A 15,162-nucleotide genomic window follows, 5' to 3' on the forward strand; every position below is an offset into this window, starting at 1 on the left:
TTGACTGATCCAATCAATTACTACGCATTTAAAAAAGAAGAATGGAAAAGCTTTTATCAACTACAATCTATTCCATTAACTAAGGAAAGTTTAAGACAAATTAAGGCTTTCAATGATGAAATTTCCTTGCAAGATGTACGGGATGTATATATTCCTATGGTGCATTTGTTGGATTTATGTAATCAAAATTTTGATGCTTGGCAAAAGACTAAAACTGAATTTTTATCTAAGAAGCCTCGTAAAGTACCTTTTATTATCGGAATTTCCGGAAGTGTGGCAGTAGGTAAATCCACTACAGCACGTTTGTTGGAAGTATTATTAACACATTATTTTCCTGATAAAAAGATTCAATTAATTACTACCGATGGTTTCTTATATAACTCAGCGGAACTAAACCGTCGCCATATTATGGACCGTAAAGGTTTTCCCGAAAGTTACGACATGAAGTCATTAATCCATTTTCTAAATGAAGTTAAATCAGGAAAAAGAAATGTTAAAGCACCTATTTATTCTCATGATGCTTATGATATTATTCCGGATAAATTCGATATTGTTGATCAACCCGATGTATTAATTATTGAAGGTATTAACACTTTACAACTACCAAGTAATCAACAAATTTATGTAAGTGATTTTACTGATTTTTCTATTTATATTGATGCAGAAGATGATTTAATCGAACAATGGTACATTGAACGTTTCAAGAGTTTAATGGATACTGCTTTTCAAAATCCTTCTAACTACTATTACAAGATTGCGCATACCGACCGTCAAAAGGCAATTGAGAATGCCCGCAATGTTTGGCAAGAAATTAATTTGCCTAATTTAAAGGAAAATATTAAGCCCACTAAAACTAGGGCTGATTTAATTGTGCACAAGACTCACAATCACCGTATCGATAAAATTTTACTTAGAAAGTACTAGATTTAATTTGACGCCAAGCGATTTTCTATGTATGATAAGTACAATTTATAGATAGGAGAGTGAAAGCCTTGGCTGAAATGGATTTGTCATCATTTGATAAAATCTTGGTTTTAGATTTTGGTAGTCAATACAACCAATTAATCACCCGTCGTATCCGTGATTTTGGCGTATACTCTGAACTAAAAGCTCATGATATGTCAATTGATGAAATAAAAGCTTTTAATCCTAAAGGGATTATATTCTCTGGTGGACCTAACAGTGTTTATGCCGACGACGCACTAACGGTCGATCCTAAGATTTTTGAATTAAACATTCCTATTTTAGGAATTTGTTATGGTATGCAACTAATGGCATACAATTTAGGTGGAGGAGAAGTTGATGGTCAAGATCATGGTCAATACGGTCATGCTGACATCGACATTACTTCTGATAAGGCAGATCTTTTCCAAAATCTACCTAAGGAAGAACCAGTTTGGATGAGTCATGGGGACTTAGTAAGAAAAGTTCCTAATGGTTTTGAAAATGTGGCAAAGGCAGAAGGTTGCCCAATTACTGCAATGCAAGATACCGCTAGAAAGTTCTATGGAATCCAATTCCACGCGGAAGTTAGAAATACCAAATATGGTAATGATATCCTAAAGAACTTCGTGTTTAACGTTTGTGGCGCAGAAGCTAACTGGTCAATGAATGATTTCATTGATATGAAAATCAAACATATCAGAGAAGAAGTCGGCGATAAAAAGGTAATCCTAGGATTATCTGGTGGGGTAGATTCCAGTGTTACTGGTGTTTTACTACACAAAGCAATTGGTGACCAATTAACTTGTATCTTTGTTGATCACGGATTACTTCGTAAAAACGAAGTTAAAGAAGTTATGGACAGTTTACAAGGTAAATTTGGTCTAAACATTATTCAAGTAGATGCTAGCGAATTATTCTTGAACAAACTTAAGGGTGTAACTGATCCCGAAAAGAAGAGAAAAATTATCGGTAAAGAATTTATCGAAGTTTTCAATCAAGAAGCTGCTAAGCTAAAAGATGTTGATTTCTTAGCACAAGGTACTTTGTACACTGACGTTATCGAAAGTGGTACTAACACTGCCGAAACTATTAAGTCACATCACAACGTAGGTGGACTTCCAGAAGACCTACAATTTAAACTAATTGAACCTGTTCGTTCTTTATTTAAGGATGAAACAAGACACTTGGGTGAAGAATTAGGTATGCCAGCTAACTTAGTATGGCGTCAACCATTCCCAGGTCCTGGTTTAGGTATTCGTGTAATTGGTGAAGTTACTAAAGACAAGTTAAAGATTGTTAGAGATAGTGACTACATCTTACGTCGTGAAATTGCTAAAGCAGGTCTAGATAAAGACATTTGGCAATACTTCACTATCCTTCCTGGATTCAAGAGTGTGGGTGTAATGGGTGATGGACGTACTTATGACTACACCATTGCCATTCGTGCCGTAAACTCAATTGATGGAATGACTGCTGATTTTGCAAAAATCCCATGGGATGTTTTATCTGAAATTTCTACTAAAATCACAAATGAAGTCGATGGAGTTAACCGAGTAGTATATGATATTACCAGTAAGCCACCTTCGACAATTGAATGGGAATAAACACTAACTATATTTATTTTCATTCGATAAAAAAGAAAAAGCTGACATTTTATATTGTCAGCTTTTTTATTTTGATAAAATATAAGTATTTAAACGAGAGGAAGATATTGATTATGATACGGAATATATGGCTAAATATCGTAAAAGATCGAGTTCTGCAAGTCGTATCGATAATTTGGTTAGCTTTATTATTTTTAAAGCCCATGAATATTGCTGATATTGATGTAAATACTATCGTTCTCTTATTTAATTTAATGTTAATCATTGCACTGATTAAGCGAGTGGGGATGCTAGATTATATAAGTGAAGCCATCATAAAACGGGTCAAAACGACAAGGCAGGTAGTTATGTGGATGACGATGGTATCATTTATCAGTTCAATGCTAGTAACCAATGATGTAGCAATTATTACATTGGTACCGTTGTATATCATGGTAGCTAAAAAGTATGAGTTGCCATTTATTTATCCGATAATATTGATTACTATTGCGGCTAATTTAGGCAGTGCAGTTACTCCTATTGGTAATCCACAAAATGTCTTTTTAGTGGAATATTATAAAATATCTCTTAAACAATTTTTTGGACACTCTTTGTGGTTGTTGATATTGGGATTAATAACTATTACAGTGCTACTTATGTTTTGTAGTAATAAGGAAATTGACACTAGTGCAGTGAAAAATATAAGTATAAAAAATCGGTATCTGTTAATAGTTTCTGCCTTATTGATTTTAGTATTGTTAGCACAATTTTCGATTATATCTATATGGTTAGATTTATTAATTACACTTTTGCTAGTAGAAACTATTAATTATAAATGTATAGCAGATGTGGATTATTCATTGTTACTTTCCTTTGTGGGATTCTTTTTGATTGTAGGGATGATCAGTCGTTTTACGTGGATAGTAAATATGATTAATCATTTTACGGGCAATTCAATTGCTACTTATCTAACATCGATGGGCAGTAGTGAAGTAATTAGTAATGTACCTACTGCTGTTTTGATTTCTAAGTTTTCTGGTAATTTCTCTGCTATATATGCAGGAGTCTCCATTGGTGGTTTAGGAACTTTGGTAGCTTCACTAGCTAATTTATTAGCATATAAACAAGTCAGTCTCAATTTACCCGAATATAGTAATAAATTTATTAAATACTTCCTCTTAATTAACGTAATTGTATTGGTATTATTATCTATGGTGAAAATATTCTTTATATAAAAAACAAAAGCCTGGCAGCAAAAACTGTCAGACTTTTTATTATAAAAATGTAATTAAAATATCATGAATAATACCTTTCTTTATTTGAAATAACATGATATTTTATAATCATAATATTATATATAAAAAACTAAGAGGTGTTATATATGAAAGCAGCCGTAGTAAGAGATAACTCAGACGGATATGTAGACATTAAAGATGTGGACTTACGTCCTATTGAAAATGGTGAAGCATTAGTTCAAGTAGAATACTGTGGACTATGCCACACTGATTTACACGTGGCTAACGGAGATTTTGGTGATCAAGCTGGCCGTATTATTGGACACGAAGGTGTAGGTCGAGTAGTAGAAATTGCTGACGACGTAGACAACCTAAAAGTTGGTGACCGTGTTTCAATCGCATGGTTCTTTAATGGCTGTGGCCATTGTGAATACTGCTTAACTGGTCGTGAAACTTTATGTCGCCAAGTTAAGAATGCTGGATTCACTGTAGACGGTGCAATGGCAGAACAAGTAATTGTAGATGCTAAATACGCTGTTAAGGTTCCCGAAGAATTAGATCCTGTGGAAGCTACTTCCTTAACTTGTGCTGGAGTTACTATGTACAAGGCACTAAAAGTAGGTCAAACTAAACCTGGCCAATGGGTTGAAATGGTAGGTGCCGGTGGATTAGGTAACCTAGGTGTTCAATTCGCTAACAATGTTTTCGGTGCTAATGTAGTTGCAGTGGCACGTGGAAACAACCTAGAAGCAGCTAAGAAATTAGGTGCTAAGAAGGGTATTGATTACCGTACCGAAAACTTATCCGATAAGGTAAAAGAAGAAACTAACGGTGGTGCACACGTATCAGTTATTACCGCTGTTAACCCAATTGCTTTCGACCAAGCTATTAATGCATTACGTCCGGATGGACATTTAGTAGCAGTGGCTTTACCAAAAGGTAACATGGACTTAAACATTGCCCAAACTGTGCTAAACGGTATTCATGTGGAAGGTTCATTAGTAGGAACTAGACAAGATCTTAAAGAAACTTTCCAAGCAGGTGCTGAAGGCAAAGTTAAACCTATCGTACACACTAGAAAATTATCTGAAATCAACGATGTTATCGACGAAATGAAGAACGGTAAGATCGTAGGTCGTATGGTAATTGACTTTACTAAATAATTAAATTACAAAAAGCGTTGTCCTTTGGATAACGCTTTTTTTGTACTAAAATAATGAAAAAAGGAGGGAATTCAGATGGCTAAGTATATTTTTCATCCGAACGATTTAAAAGATATTAAACCTAGTTACGATGTAGTAATTGTAGGTTCAGGAGCAACTGGTTTAATCAGTGCTATTCAAGTAGCAGAATTAGGATTAAAACCAGTAGTTCTAGAAAAAATGGATAAGTTAGGTGGAAATTCGACTCGTGCTTCTTCGGGGATGAATGCGGCAGAAACTTCTGTACAACTAAAGCATCATGTAGTGGATAGCTTTGCTGATTTTTATAATGACACATATGTTGGTGGTGGAAAAACTAACAACGTGGAATTATTAAAATACTTCACTAGTCATGCTGCATTGACAGTAGATTGGTTAGCTCAACATGGCATTGAATTAGATGATTTAACTATTACTGGTGCAATGCACACTAAGCGTACTCATCGCCCAAGTAACCAAGCACCTATTGGTGGTTATTTAGTCACTAATTTCCTACAAATTATCGAAAAAATGGGCATCGAAGTTTATAACTTAGTAGATGTTACTAAATTAATTAAAGATGGGGACGCCATTTCTGGAGTAGAATTTACCGATAAAGATGATAATGTTCATCATATCAGTACTAACGCTGTTATTTTAGCTACCGGTGGATTTGGTGCCAGCAAGGAAATTATTGGTAAATATCGTAAAGATTTAACTCATTACCGAACCACTAATCAACCGGGTGCGACTGGAGATGGCTTACAATTAGCTAAACAAGCCGGTGCTGCATTAGTGGATATGAATAAGATTCAAGTACATCCCACTGTGCAACAAGATAATGATCATGCTTTCTTAATTGGTGAAGCAATTCGTGGTGAAGGTGCCATTTTAGTGGATAACCAAGGAAAACGTTTTGTAAACGAATTGGATACTAGACAAGCGGTAACGGATGCTATTAATCAATTACCTGATAAACATGCTTACTTAGTCTTAGATCAAAACGTTGTAGACCATGCCATGGCGGTTAAATTCTATGATTCCATGGGTATGGTAATTCATGGTGATACCGTAGCGGATTTAGCTAAAGCTATAGATGTAGATGCCACTAATTTAGAAGATACTGTTGAAAAATGGAATCAAGCAGTGGCAAATCAACATGATGAGTTAGGTAGAACCACGGGGATGCAACGTCCATTGAATAAGGCTCCATACTTAGCTATTCATATCGCACCAGCAGTTCATTACACTATGGGTGGTATTAAGATTAATCACCTAACGCAAGTGTTAAATGCTCATGATGATGTTATTGATGGCTTGTATGCAGCGGGAGAAACTTCTGGCGGTTTACATGGTGATAACCGAATCGGTGGTAACTCCATTGCTGAAACAGTAGTATTTGGTAGACAAGCTGGACAACAAGTTTACCGCTATATTAGCGAAAACAAGAAATAATAATTTTATAAAAAGGGTGTCGATGGGCATCTTTTTTATTTTTGGTATAATTATTTTATAAGAGGGGGATTACATATGCACAGCGGAGAAATTGCAGAATGGGTAGCAGCAATTGCTGAAGCATGTTCAGTAGTAGTGGCATTATTTTTGCCTTACTACAATCAACATGTGGAAAATAAACGTAAGTTAAGAAACATCAAAATGTTAATTCGCCGTATGGGAAGACGGGCAGTTAACGGTGAACCAGAAGCTATGGAACATTTACAAACTATTTTGACCACTGCTTATTTAAAAAACATTAATTCTAGAACTGAAGATGTGATTAATAAGGGTCAACAATTATTGGATATTTTAAACATGACGGATGGTAAACCTAATGATGAACAAAAAAAGACCATGCGTCGTTTAATTAAAGAAATTGAATATATGTAAAATAAAAATCCCGGGAGTTAATTCCCAGGATTTTTTTACTTAGAATAGTGTTCAATTTGACGGCCGTTTAAGGCTTGTGTATCACGATTGTTTTTACCGAATTGATGGATGAACCAATCGATTTGGTTTTGACTAACTGTAAGTGATGAATCATCAATTACGACCCATTCCACACCTTCAGTTAATGGAGGCGTAGTTAAGGAACCTTGATAATGAAAACCGCTAGATAGTCGAGCAATCCAGTTTTCTAATTTAATGGAAACACTTTGTGGTTCATCGGCATTGAAGTTATTAATAATGGCTTGTAGAGTAGGGTTACTATTTCCTAATTTAGGTAATATAGCAACTACTACGGTTTGCCCAATTTTATTTTGATGAACTAAATGAATTTCGAAAGGTAATTGTTTGCCGTTGATAGTGTGTTCAGCGGGTGCGTGAAAATGGATTTGTTGAAATTCAAACTCACGATTGAAGATAGTGGCATTACCAAAACCAGTTAATCTAATGGTAGTTTCATCATTAATTTCTTGCGTTAATTGATAAAATTTATCTGCGTAGATTGGCAAGAAATCTTGTACATGTTCATCGTTGGCAACTAAGTCAACTGGTGATTGGTTTAGATGTTTGTCATCATACCAACTATCTTGATTATTATAATCTAACATAAGGATCTCTTTTCTTTTAAACATGAGTTTATATTTCTAATGTGTTAATATAACATACATAATATACTACTAAGCGGAGGGAAGACAAGTGAAGTTTACTTGGCAAAATAATGATAAGCAAAATTTTGGAATAAAAAAATTCTTGAATAAAAAGGGAATTTCGCACCGTATGTACAATGATGTAAAGCATGACGGTTCCATTTTAGTCAATGATAAAAAGCCAGCAATGGATTATCAAATTGCGCCAGGAGATTCAGTCACTGTCGTATTTCCTCCAGAAAAAAGTGATGAAAATGTCGCTTTTAGCTATAAAAAAATAGTAGTAGTTTATGAAGATGACAATTGGTTAGTCGTTAATAAACCTGCTGGATTGACTAGTGTTCCCGGTCCTAGTAATCGAGAAGATACTTTAGTTAACCGTATTAAAGGCTATTTAAAACAACAAGGCAGTACTGATTTAAAACCACATTTAATTACGCGTTTGGATCGTTTTACTTCCGGATTAGTATTAGTGGCTAAGCATCGACTTGCTAATAGTTTGGCTAACCAAGAAGTAGCTGCTCATCAAATTGATAAACGTTACTATGCGATTGTGGATGGTACTATGCAGGATAAACACCGTATAGTAGATATGCCAATCGGACGTAATGGCGATAACTTTAGAAGAGAAGTATTAGCTAATGGACAAGCTGCACAGACTGAATACTGGGTAGTAAAGCAGTTTGCAGATTGTGCTTGGCTTAAATTAAAATTGCATACGGGAAGAACTCATCAAATTAGAGTTCATATGACCGAATTACAACATCCCTTATTAGGTGACCAATTATATGAAGGACCACTGGATAAAGGAATTGATCGTCAGGCATTACATGCTTATTATTTGAAATTTTGGGATGCATTAGCACAACAAGATCGCGAATTTGAGCTAGATTTACCTGAAGACATGAAGAAAGTAATTGAGGAGGAAGATAAATGACAGAAAATACTAAAGAAATTAAATGTTTAGTAGATGGCGGACGTTTCACTGCTGATGAAGGGTGCTATTTAAGAGAGTTACCACAGCCCATGTCCAATGCTATTAAACAAGATTATCCTCAAGCTAAGGTAACCAGTTTCATTTGTGCTCATCATTTGCTAAAATATCGTGTATCACGAGTAGATTCATTAATTAATGCCGATTTAAAACAAAGTCAAAAGATTAATCGTAAGCTAACTCGTGCTTTGCAAAGTGATAATTACGAAATTAAAGATGTTAACCAAGCATTGCAACAAAGTTTAACTTTTGGTCAAAAAGTTTCTGATGGGGTTGCTAGATTTGGTGGTAGCTGGACTTTTATCTTTATTTTTGTAATGATATTAATCACCTGGATGGTTATTAATGGATTAGCCATTTTTGGAATTCATTTTGATCCATACCCATATATCTTATTGAATCTATTTCTAAGTTGTTTTTCTGCAATTCAAGCACCCATCATTATGATGAGTCAAAATCGTTCTGCTGAACGTGACCGTTTGGATTCAGAAAATGATTTTCATGTTAACTTAAAATCCGAACATGAGTTAAGAATTTTGCATGCTAAGTTAGACCATCTAACTCAAAATCAATTACCTCATGATTTGGAAGTAGAAAAGTTACAATTACAAATTTTAGGTGAGGTTCGTACGGAACTGGCTAAGTTAAGGGAAGAAAACGTAGCCCTAAAAGAAAAACTAAAGAATTATAAAGGAGAATAGTATGGAAGATAACATTAAATTAGGTACACCCGCATTCGCAAAAATGATGTTTGTATTAAACAAACCAGTAACTAAAGATAATCACAAATATTACCGTTTCATGAACCAAGAAATGCAAGAAATTGCTGAAAACATTTGGGCAATGCCAGCATATATGAAAGATGATGATGACTTTTCCATGTTTTTCATTATTACGCAAATTGAAAGTGGCGAAACAGTAGTAGCTTTCTCCGAAGGTCATTTAAAGGAAAATGATTTCTCATTAGGTAATCCAATGTCTTCAGGAAAAGGATTAAACATCTTAAATCAACACGATGAAAAACGTGCAAGTTCTGTTTTACATTTCCTAAACCAAATTTCTAAAGCGGCAGAAGGAAATTGGAGAATGGTAGAAGATTAATAAAAAATAAGCGCTCTGATAGTGCATGATGATAGGCTTTACAGGTATTCTTGTAAAAGCCTATTTTTTTGTAAAAAAAAGCTTTGCTTTTTTATAAAATGATGGTAATATCTTTAAGTCTTATAAAAATTCAAAAAATACAAAAGAAAAAGGGGGGCTTAGATCATGTTAATGAGAAGAGCACAAATCGAAGATTTCAATGCCATTGAACAAATTATTTTCGAAGGGAAGGAGTTGCTAGCCCAACAGGGAATAAACCAATGGCAAACAGGTTATCCTAATGCTGAATCATTAATGAACGACATCTTAAATGGATGGACAGTTGTTTTAGAAGAAAACGGTGAAATTCTAGGAACTGCTGCTGTAATTCCTGGATTAGACAAGAGCTATGAAAATTTAGATGGTCAATGGTTGTCTGACGGCCCTTACTTATCCATTCACCGCGTGGCAGTTTCCAACCGTCATCATGGACGTGGACTTGCTCAACAATTATTTGAAAACATTTTTAATGCAGTAGAACAATTCAGTGATGTGGTTAGCATTCGCATCGACACTAATGTTGCTAATTTTGGCATGCAACATGTAATTAAAAAATCTGGTTTTATTGAAACAGGTCGCGTAGTGCCTATTTCTGCTGCAGAAAATACTAACGTAGCTAAAAACATTGCATATGAAAGACTAGTTAAGGAACCTTTACTAGCCGTTTAATAAAGAACACTTGTGAAAATACATTCGCAAGTGTTTTATTTTTTAAATCAGCTTTTTTTGTTTTATATAAGAATGTATAATGAAATTAGAAGGGAGGTAAGTAGTATGCATGATGATCATTCAGAATCCGGACAAATGACTAGAAAAAAGTTTTTAATTGTAACTATATTGAATTCATTAATCACTTTGATTGAATTTCTAGGCGGAATTTTTTCTGGAAGTTTATCTCTTTTATCTGACGCATTTCATAATTTAGCGGACTCTGCATCGGTAGTCGGAAGTTATTACGCTCATCGAATTAGTTTGCGTCCCCAAAATAAAAAGAACACATTTGGTTATAAACGTGCTCAAATTATTTCTGCTTTTTTGAACTCACTATTCTTAATCATTATTTCAGCAGTTCTATTGGTAGAAGGGATTCAGAAACTGTTCAAACCAGAACAAATTAACGGTAATTTGATGTTAATAGTTGCTGTGGTATCAACAGTTGCTAATTTATTATCTACGTTATTACTAAGTCATGGTTCCAAACACAATTTAAATATTCGTGCTACATATTTACATTTATTAAGTGATACCTTAGCTTCATTAGGGGTTATTTTAGGTGCGATATTAATTAAGACTATGGGATGGCTTTTCGTAGACCCACTTGTAACTATCTTGGTTGCTATTTACATTACTGCTGAAGCATATCCAATCATTAAAAAGACAGTAAAGATTTTGATGCAAGCTTCGCCTAAGATTGATTGCTACGAAATTAGAAAAGATTTATTAAATATCGATGGCATCACTGGTGTCCATCACGTTCATATTTGGTCAGTAGATGAAAATAGTATTATTTTCTCCGCACATATTAATATGAATGATATGTTAATTAGTGAAGCTGAAAAGATTTATGATCCCGTGGCTAAGCTATTGTATGATAAATATAATATCGAACATGTAACTTTGCAGGCGGAAGTAGAACGCGGCAAAAAAGAAGATTTATATTTTGAAAAAAAGACTGATATCTAATAAACTAAAAAAAGCACCTTACTTAAAAGTAAGATGCTTTTTTGTGGTTTTATGTTAAATTCCGTCTGGAATAGATTGATATTTCTTGTCGTACCATTCTTCCCAAGGACATTCGGAGCTACCATTAGCTAGATATTTCATATCTAGTTGACTTAATAACTTCTTGTAACTGTGGTTGCAATAGGTGATGGTATCTTTGGCAGCATGTTCCAAAGCTTCGTATTTGTTACGATATGCTTCTTCATTAATTTGCCAAAGCATAGATTGATCTGAAACTTGACTTAGAAGTTCCATATTGTTTCCACGATAACATTTAACGTAGAATCTACTAAAATCTTTGATACTAGTAACTTGGGCTTGGTCGTTAAGCTCATCAAAAGAGTACAATTTTTCTCCCATTTTTTCTGCCTCACTTTCGTATCTTGGATATTTAAAACAATACCCATAAGTCAATTATATAATTTTTTCGGAAAATTCAAAATAAAAATGGTAGAATAGAGCACAAAGACTAATAAAAATAATAATAATTTTTTTAATTTAGGAGATTTGCATATAAATGACACCCAAAAAAGAAGACTATTTAAAAATTATCTTTGAACTCGGTGGAACAAAAGACAAGGTTTCTAATAAGCGCATTTCCATAAGTTTAGATATTTCTCCTGGATCAGTTACTGAAATGATAAATAAATTGGTTAGCGAAAATTTAGTTGAACACGAACCATATACTGGTGTTCGATTAACCGCAAAGGGAGCTAAACTCGCTGAAGGTTTAGTTCGTAAGCATCGTATCTGGGAGAGCTTCTTAGTTAACGAACTAGGTTATCCACTCTTAGATGTTGATAAAGAAGCGGAAGTACTAGAACATGTAACTAGCAGTCATTTATTGAATGCTATGTACGATAAATTAGGAAGACCTAGACATTGCCCACATGGTGGGGTAATTCCTGATATGAGTGGACATTATAAAGAAGATAGTCATCGCTTATTGAATGATGCTGAAGATGGTGAAACCGTTGTAGTGGACCGTTTCATTGATAATCATGATTTATTAACCTACTTAGGTGATATCCAATTAGATATTGGTGATAAGCTAAAAGTAATTAAGCATTCACCATTTGAAGGACCGGTAACGGTACAAAACTTAACAGATAAACAACAAAGCGATATTAGTTATAAAGCTTCACATTACGTATTTATTCGTGAAGCTTAAGATAAGAACTGAATTGAGAAAATTCAGTTTTTTTATTACATATTAGAGAATGTTATAATTAAAACAATTTGAACGGCTTGAGGTGAGATAGTTGAATGAACGTAAATTAAGTAAACTGGTAGTAGAAACATGCCTATTAGCCGGTAAGATAATGATTGAAAACGGATCAGAAATGGTACGAGTAACGGATACTATTGATAGAATCTGTAAAAATGCGGGGGCAAAGGAAGCTCGTGCATACGTAACTTTAACCGGTATTATAATGTCTGCCAGTCCTGATACTGGAGCGCAGGTAATGTCGATTGATAAAAGAAGTTTCGATTTAGAAAAAGTATCTCGAGTAAACGATTATTCTCGCCAATTTGCTGCTAAAAAAATTACGTTAGGTCAGTTTTATCATTTACTAAAATGTATTGATCAACATGTGACTTTCTTTCCTTTTTGGTTACAACTACTGGGTGCCTTTATCGTAAGTTCAACGCTAGAAATAGTGTTTAGAAATAATTACTATGATTTCTGGGCAGCCGGAGTTATCGGAGTGATTGGTTGGTTAATTTATTCGGTAACTGATCGATACACTAATATTAGATTCTTGAATGAATTTATATCAGCCATTTGCATTGGCTTCGTTTCTATCTTTTTGATTAGAATTCATGTGGCCATCAGTGCGGATGATTTAATAGTGGGTGGTTTAATGCCACTAGTTCCTGGAGTGCCTATTACTAATGCGGTGCGTGATGTGTTATCGGGTAATTTAGTTTCAGGACCTTCTAGAGGAATTGAAGCTGTCATGAGCGCCTGTGCCTTAGGATTAGGTGTTGCCATGGCTATTAAAATTTTGGGGTGAGAGAATAATATGAGCTTAATCATTAATATAGTATGTGTATACGCAGCTACCATCGGTTTTGGTCTATTAATTAACTTACCTCGTCGTGCGTTGAATGTGGCTGGACTAGTTAGTTTAAGCGGATGGTTAGTTTATTATGTAGTAGACGTTCACTTGAGTAGCTATTTATTTGCGGATATTTTGGGAACTTTTACGGTAGGAATTTTAAGTATATTTGCATCTCGTTTTAAAAAGATGCCGGTTATTATTTTTAATATTCCTGCTTTAGTTCCATTAGTTCCAGGAGGCCAAGCTTATCAAGTAATGAAGTGTTTAGCTACTGGAAATTCAGCACTAGCTAAATCTAATTTGGTACAAGTTATATTTATTGCTGGTGGAATTGCCACTGGATTCTTATTCGCTGAATTCTTAAATCAGTTATATAATCGATTCAAATATTATGTAATACAAAAAAAGCACTGAGTTAAAACTCAGCGCTTTTTATTTTATCCGAAGAAGAAACTGATGATTAGAACGATTAATACGAAGGTAGTAATACCGACATATAACATATCGTGTTCTTTATAAAAGGAATAAATGGAAACGACTACTCGTAATACTGGAGTTAGGATTAAACAAAAGATTCCTAACATCATAATGGCATAAGGCTTGAAGTGAGCGATTCCGGAGAAAATTTCTTTAAAAGATGAAGGATGATAATTACCTGCGTAACCAGAATTACCGGTGATTAGAAATAATGCTAAACCGATAATCATGATGGCTGCTGAGATAATAACTCCTACACGAAGAATTTTTCCAATTACTAATTCAATACGGTTCATTTCTTCTGCAGTGGTAGGTTGATTGTTATTCATAATTTACCTCCTAAAATCCTTTGTATAGCATACTTATTCCGATGTAGAACATAACAGGAACAAAGCAAACACGAATCCATCTTGCAGGAAGTACTTGCATGATACGTGAACCTAAAGTAGCACCTAGTAAAATACCTAGTGCTAGAGGAACCGCAATGTAAGGTAATATAGATCCGTTAAAGAAGTAAACAGTAGCAGAAGCTGCAGCAGTAACTCCCATCATTAAATTACTAGTTGCACTGGAAGGCTTTAGTGGCATTTTCATAAAGGTATCCATGGCAATAACTTTGAATGCACCGGAACCAATACCTAATAGGCCGGAAGCTAATCCAGCACCGAACATAACTGATAAACCGCCGGGGATGTTTTCTACCCTGTAATCGACTTGTTTATGTTCAGCTTTGTCGTAGTAACTAGAATTTAGTCGAAGTTTCTTGGCTAATTTATCATCTTTAGTGCTTAAATTAGATTTGTTTTTATTCATTAACTTTTTAACCATGTTAAAAGCAGAGAATAAAATTAACAATCCAAATAGTATGTAAAGATACTTAGGTTCTAAGATACCAGTCAATAAAGCACCTGATAAAGCACCAATAGTAGTAGCAATTTCTAAAAACATAGCTACACGTAGGTTTAGAACTTCATCTTTTAAATAAGCAATAGTAGAACCTGAACTAGTAGCAATAACTACCACGATACTAGCTCCAATCGCATACTTAATGTCTAAGTGACATAGCAAAGTTAAGATAGGGGTTACAATAATTCCTCCACCTAGACCTAATATGGCACCTGCTATTCCAGCAAAGATACCAATAAAAATCATTAAAAGTACAGTTTCAATCATGTTGAAACCTCCTTATTTTTGAATATAGAATATATTATAGCAATTATTAGATTAT

Annotated in this window: 18 protein-coding genes; 14 read left to right on the forward strand and 4 right to left on the reverse strand. The window is 34.4% G+C overall.

What is annotated here, in order from left to right; translation table 11 throughout:
• The 6 genes from coaA to D7I45_RS01795 all read left to right on the forward strand — a co-directional run bounded on the left by coaA (nucleotide 1) and on the right by D7I45_RS01795 (nucleotide 6,831).
• On the forward strand, nucleotides 1-924 hold the full coding sequence (gene coaA, locus D7I45_RS01770; protein WP_120784081.1) for a type I pantothenate kinase: 924 nt from the start codon (nucleotides 1-3) through the stop codon (nucleotides 922-924).
• Between the two features lie 77 nt (nucleotides 925-1,001).
• Nucleotides 1,002-2,549, forward strand: coding sequence for a glutamine-hydrolyzing GMP synthase (gene guaA / locus D7I45_RS01775; protein ID WP_120784867.1), 1,548 nt, complete (start codon nucleotides 1,002-1,004; stop codon nucleotides 2,547-2,549).
• A gap of 113 nt (nucleotides 2,550-2,662) precedes the next feature.
• Nucleotides 2,663-3,763 (forward strand): SLC13 family permease, encoded by a 1,101-nt coding sequence (locus D7I45_RS01780; RefSeq protein WP_162924065.1) that lies wholly within the window; start codon nucleotides 2,663-2,665, stop codon nucleotides 3,761-3,763.
• A gap of 146 nt (nucleotides 3,764-3,909) precedes the next feature.
• Nucleotides 3,910-4,926 carry an alcohol dehydrogenase AdhP gene (adhP, locus tag D7I45_RS01785; RefSeq protein ID WP_120784083.1) on the forward strand — a complete coding sequence of 339 codons (1,017 nt, stop codon included), beginning with the start codon at nucleotides 3,910-3,912 and terminating at the stop codon, nucleotides 4,924-4,926.
• A 75-nt stretch (nucleotides 4,927-5,001) separates the two neighbouring features.
• On the forward strand, nucleotides 5,002-6,399 hold the full coding sequence (locus D7I45_RS01790; RefSeq protein WP_120784084.1) for a flavocytochrome c: 1,398 nt from the start codon (nucleotides 5,002-5,004) through the stop codon (nucleotides 6,397-6,399).
• Nucleotides 6,400-6,474: 75 nt separating this feature from the next.
• The gene (locus tag D7I45_RS01795) at nucleotides 6,475-6,831 is read left to right on the forward strand and encodes a hypothetical protein (protein ID WP_120784085.1); all 357 of its coding nucleotides are present in this window, start codon (nucleotides 6,475-6,477) and stop codon (nucleotides 6,829-6,831) included.
• A 35-nt stretch (nucleotides 6,832-6,866) separates the two neighbouring features.
• On the opposite strand, the gene D7I45_RS01800 is transcribed toward D7I45_RS01795, so the two are convergent.
• The gene (locus D7I45_RS01800) at nucleotides 6,867-7,496 is read right to left on the reverse strand and encodes a carbonic anhydrase family protein (RefSeq protein WP_120784086.1); all 630 of its coding nucleotides are present in this window, start codon (nucleotides 7,494-7,496) and stop codon (nucleotides 6,867-6,869) included.
• An 88-nt stretch (nucleotides 7,497-7,584) separates the two neighbouring features.
• Between D7I45_RS01800 and D7I45_RS01805 the strand changes: the two genes are divergently transcribed.
• The 5 genes from D7I45_RS01805 (at nucleotide 7,585) to D7I45_RS01825 (ending at nucleotide 11,352) form a co-directional block, all read left to right on the forward strand.
• Nucleotides 7,585-8,472 (forward strand): RluA family pseudouridine synthase, encoded by an 888-nt coding sequence (locus D7I45_RS01805; protein ID WP_120784087.1) that lies wholly within the window; start codon nucleotides 7,585-7,587, stop codon nucleotides 8,470-8,472.
• Nucleotides 8,469-9,230, forward strand: a complete 762-nt coding sequence (locus D7I45_RS01810) for a DUF1003 domain-containing protein (RefSeq protein WP_120784088.1) — start codon at nucleotides 8,469-8,471, stop codon at nucleotides 9,228-9,230. The genes D7I45_RS01805 and D7I45_RS01810 overlap by 4 nt, the downstream gene beginning before the upstream one ends.
• 1 nt (nucleotide 9,231) lies before the next feature.
• Nucleotides 9,232-9,630, forward strand: a complete 399-nt coding sequence (locus D7I45_RS01815) for a hypothetical protein (protein WP_120784089.1) — start codon at nucleotides 9,232-9,234, stop codon at nucleotides 9,628-9,630.
• Between the two features lie 165 nt (nucleotides 9,631-9,795).
• Nucleotides 9,796-10,338, forward strand: coding sequence for a GNAT family N-acetyltransferase (locus tag D7I45_RS01820; protein ID WP_120784090.1), 543 nt, complete (start codon nucleotides 9,796-9,798; stop codon nucleotides 10,336-10,338).
• 105 nt (nucleotides 10,339-10,443) lie between these two features.
• Nucleotides 10,444-11,352: a cation diffusion facilitator family transporter gene (locus tag D7I45_RS01825; RefSeq protein WP_120784091.1), complete on the forward strand. Its 909-nt coding sequence runs from the start codon at nucleotides 10,444-10,446 to the stop codon at nucleotides 11,350-11,352.
• 54 nt (nucleotides 11,353-11,406) lie between these two features.
• Here D7I45_RS01825 and D7I45_RS01830 read toward each other — a convergent pair whose 3' ends face one another.
• Nucleotides 11,407-11,751 (reverse strand): hypothetical protein, encoded by a 345-nt coding sequence (locus D7I45_RS01830; RefSeq protein ID WP_120784092.1) that lies wholly within the window; start codon nucleotides 11,749-11,751, stop codon nucleotides 11,407-11,409.
• 157 nt (nucleotides 11,752-11,908) lie between these two features.
• On the opposite strand from D7I45_RS01830, the gene D7I45_RS01835 reads away from it, so the two are divergent.
• From D7I45_RS01835 to D7I45_RS01845, 3 genes are all read left to right on the forward strand, one after another.
• A complete protein-coding gene (locus tag D7I45_RS01835; RefSeq protein WP_120784093.1) occupies nucleotides 11,909-12,562 on the forward strand; it encodes a metal-dependent transcriptional regulator in 654 nt (217 codons plus the stop codon).
• Nucleotides 12,563-12,653: 91 nt separating this feature from the next.
• Complete coding sequence (locus D7I45_RS01840) at nucleotides 12,654-13,409, forward strand: threonine/serine exporter family protein (protein ID WP_242446909.1); 756 nt, start codon at nucleotides 12,654-12,656, stop codon at nucleotides 13,407-13,409.
• Nucleotides 13,410-13,418: 9 nt separating this feature from the next.
• Complete coding sequence (locus D7I45_RS01845) at nucleotides 13,419-13,871, forward strand: threonine/serine exporter family protein (RefSeq protein WP_120784094.1); 453 nt, start codon at nucleotides 13,419-13,421, stop codon at nucleotides 13,869-13,871.
• Nucleotides 13,872-13,894: 23 nt separating this feature from the next.
• Here D7I45_RS01845 and D7I45_RS01850 read toward each other — a convergent pair whose 3' ends face one another.
• Together D7I45_RS01850 and D7I45_RS01855 are read right to left on the reverse strand one after the other, a co-directional pair.
• On the reverse strand, nucleotides 13,895-14,263 hold the full coding sequence (locus tag D7I45_RS01850) for a DUF1634 domain-containing protein (RefSeq protein ID WP_120784095.1): 369 nt from the start codon (nucleotides 14,261-14,263) through the stop codon (nucleotides 13,895-13,897).
• Between the two features lie 10 nt (nucleotides 14,264-14,273).
• On the reverse strand, nucleotides 14,274-15,107 hold the full coding sequence (locus D7I45_RS01855) for a sulfite exporter TauE/SafE family protein (RefSeq protein ID WP_120784096.1): 834 nt from the start codon (nucleotides 15,105-15,107) through the stop codon (nucleotides 14,274-14,276).
• Between the last annotated feature and the right edge of the window lie 55 nt (nucleotides 15,108-15,162).

The sequence above is a fragment of the Apilactobacillus bombintestini genome (genome assembly GCF_003627035.1).
GTDB classification, from domain to species: domain Bacteria; phylum Bacillota; class Bacilli; order Lactobacillales; family Lactobacillaceae; genus Apilactobacillus; species Apilactobacillus bombintestini.

What these genes read in the sequence shown, in the direction of transcription:
- D7I45_RS01830 (WP_120784092.1), bottom strand. Translation starts at nt 11,751, where the DNA reads ATGGGAGAAAAATTGTACTCTTTTGATGAGCTTAACGACCAAGCCCAA.
- D7I45_RS01825 (WP_120784091.1), top strand. Translation starts at nt 10,444, where the DNA reads ATGCATGATGATCATTCAGAATCCGGACAAATGACTAGAAAAAAGTTT.
- D7I45_RS01795 (WP_120784085.1), top strand. Translation starts at nt 6,475, where the DNA reads ATGCACAGCGGAGAAATTGCAGAATGGGTAGCAGCAATTGCTGAAGCA.
- D7I45_RS01850 (WP_120784095.1), bottom strand. Translation starts at nt 14,263, where the DNA reads ATGAATAACAATCAACCTACCACTGCAGAAGAAATGAACCGTATTGAA.
- D7I45_RS01855 (WP_120784096.1), bottom strand. Translation starts at nt 15,107, where the DNA reads ATGATTGAAACTGTACTTTTAATGATTTTTATTGGTATCTTTGCTGGA.
- D7I45_RS01790 (WP_120784084.1), top strand. Translation starts at nt 5,002, where the DNA reads ATGGCTAAGTATATTTTTCATCCGAACGATTTAAAAGATATTAAACCT.
- D7I45_RS01835 (WP_120784093.1), top strand. Translation starts at nt 11,909, where the DNA reads ATGACACCCAAAAAAGAAGACTATTTAAAAATTATCTTTGAACTCGGT.
- D7I45_RS01815 (WP_120784089.1), top strand. Translation starts at nt 9,232, where the DNA reads ATGGAAGATAACATTAAATTAGGTACACCCGCATTCGCAAAAATGATG.
- adhP (WP_120784083.1), top strand. Translation starts at nt 3,910, where the DNA reads ATGAAAGCAGCCGTAGTAAGAGATAACTCAGACGGATATGTAGACATT.
- guaA (WP_120784867.1), top strand. Translation starts at nt 1,002, where the DNA reads ATGGATTTGTCATCATTTGATAAAATCTTGGTTTTAGATTTTGGTAGT.
- D7I45_RS01820 (WP_120784090.1), top strand. Translation starts at nt 9,796, where the DNA reads ATGTTAATGAGAAGAGCACAAATCGAAGATTTCAATGCCATTGAACAA.
- D7I45_RS01810 (WP_120784088.1), top strand. Translation starts at nt 8,469, where the DNA reads ATGACAGAAAATACTAAAGAAATTAAATGTTTAGTAGATGGCGGACGT.
- D7I45_RS01780 (WP_162924065.1), top strand. Translation starts at nt 2,663, where the DNA reads ATGATACGGAATATATGGCTAAATATCGTAAAAGATCGAGTTCTGCAA.
- D7I45_RS01845 (WP_120784094.1), top strand. Translation starts at nt 13,419, where the DNA reads ATGAGCTTAATCATTAATATAGTATGTGTATACGCAGCTACCATCGGT.
- D7I45_RS01800 (WP_120784086.1), bottom strand. Translation starts at nt 7,496, where the DNA reads ATGTTAGATTATAATAATCAAGATAGTTGGTATGATGACAAACATCTA.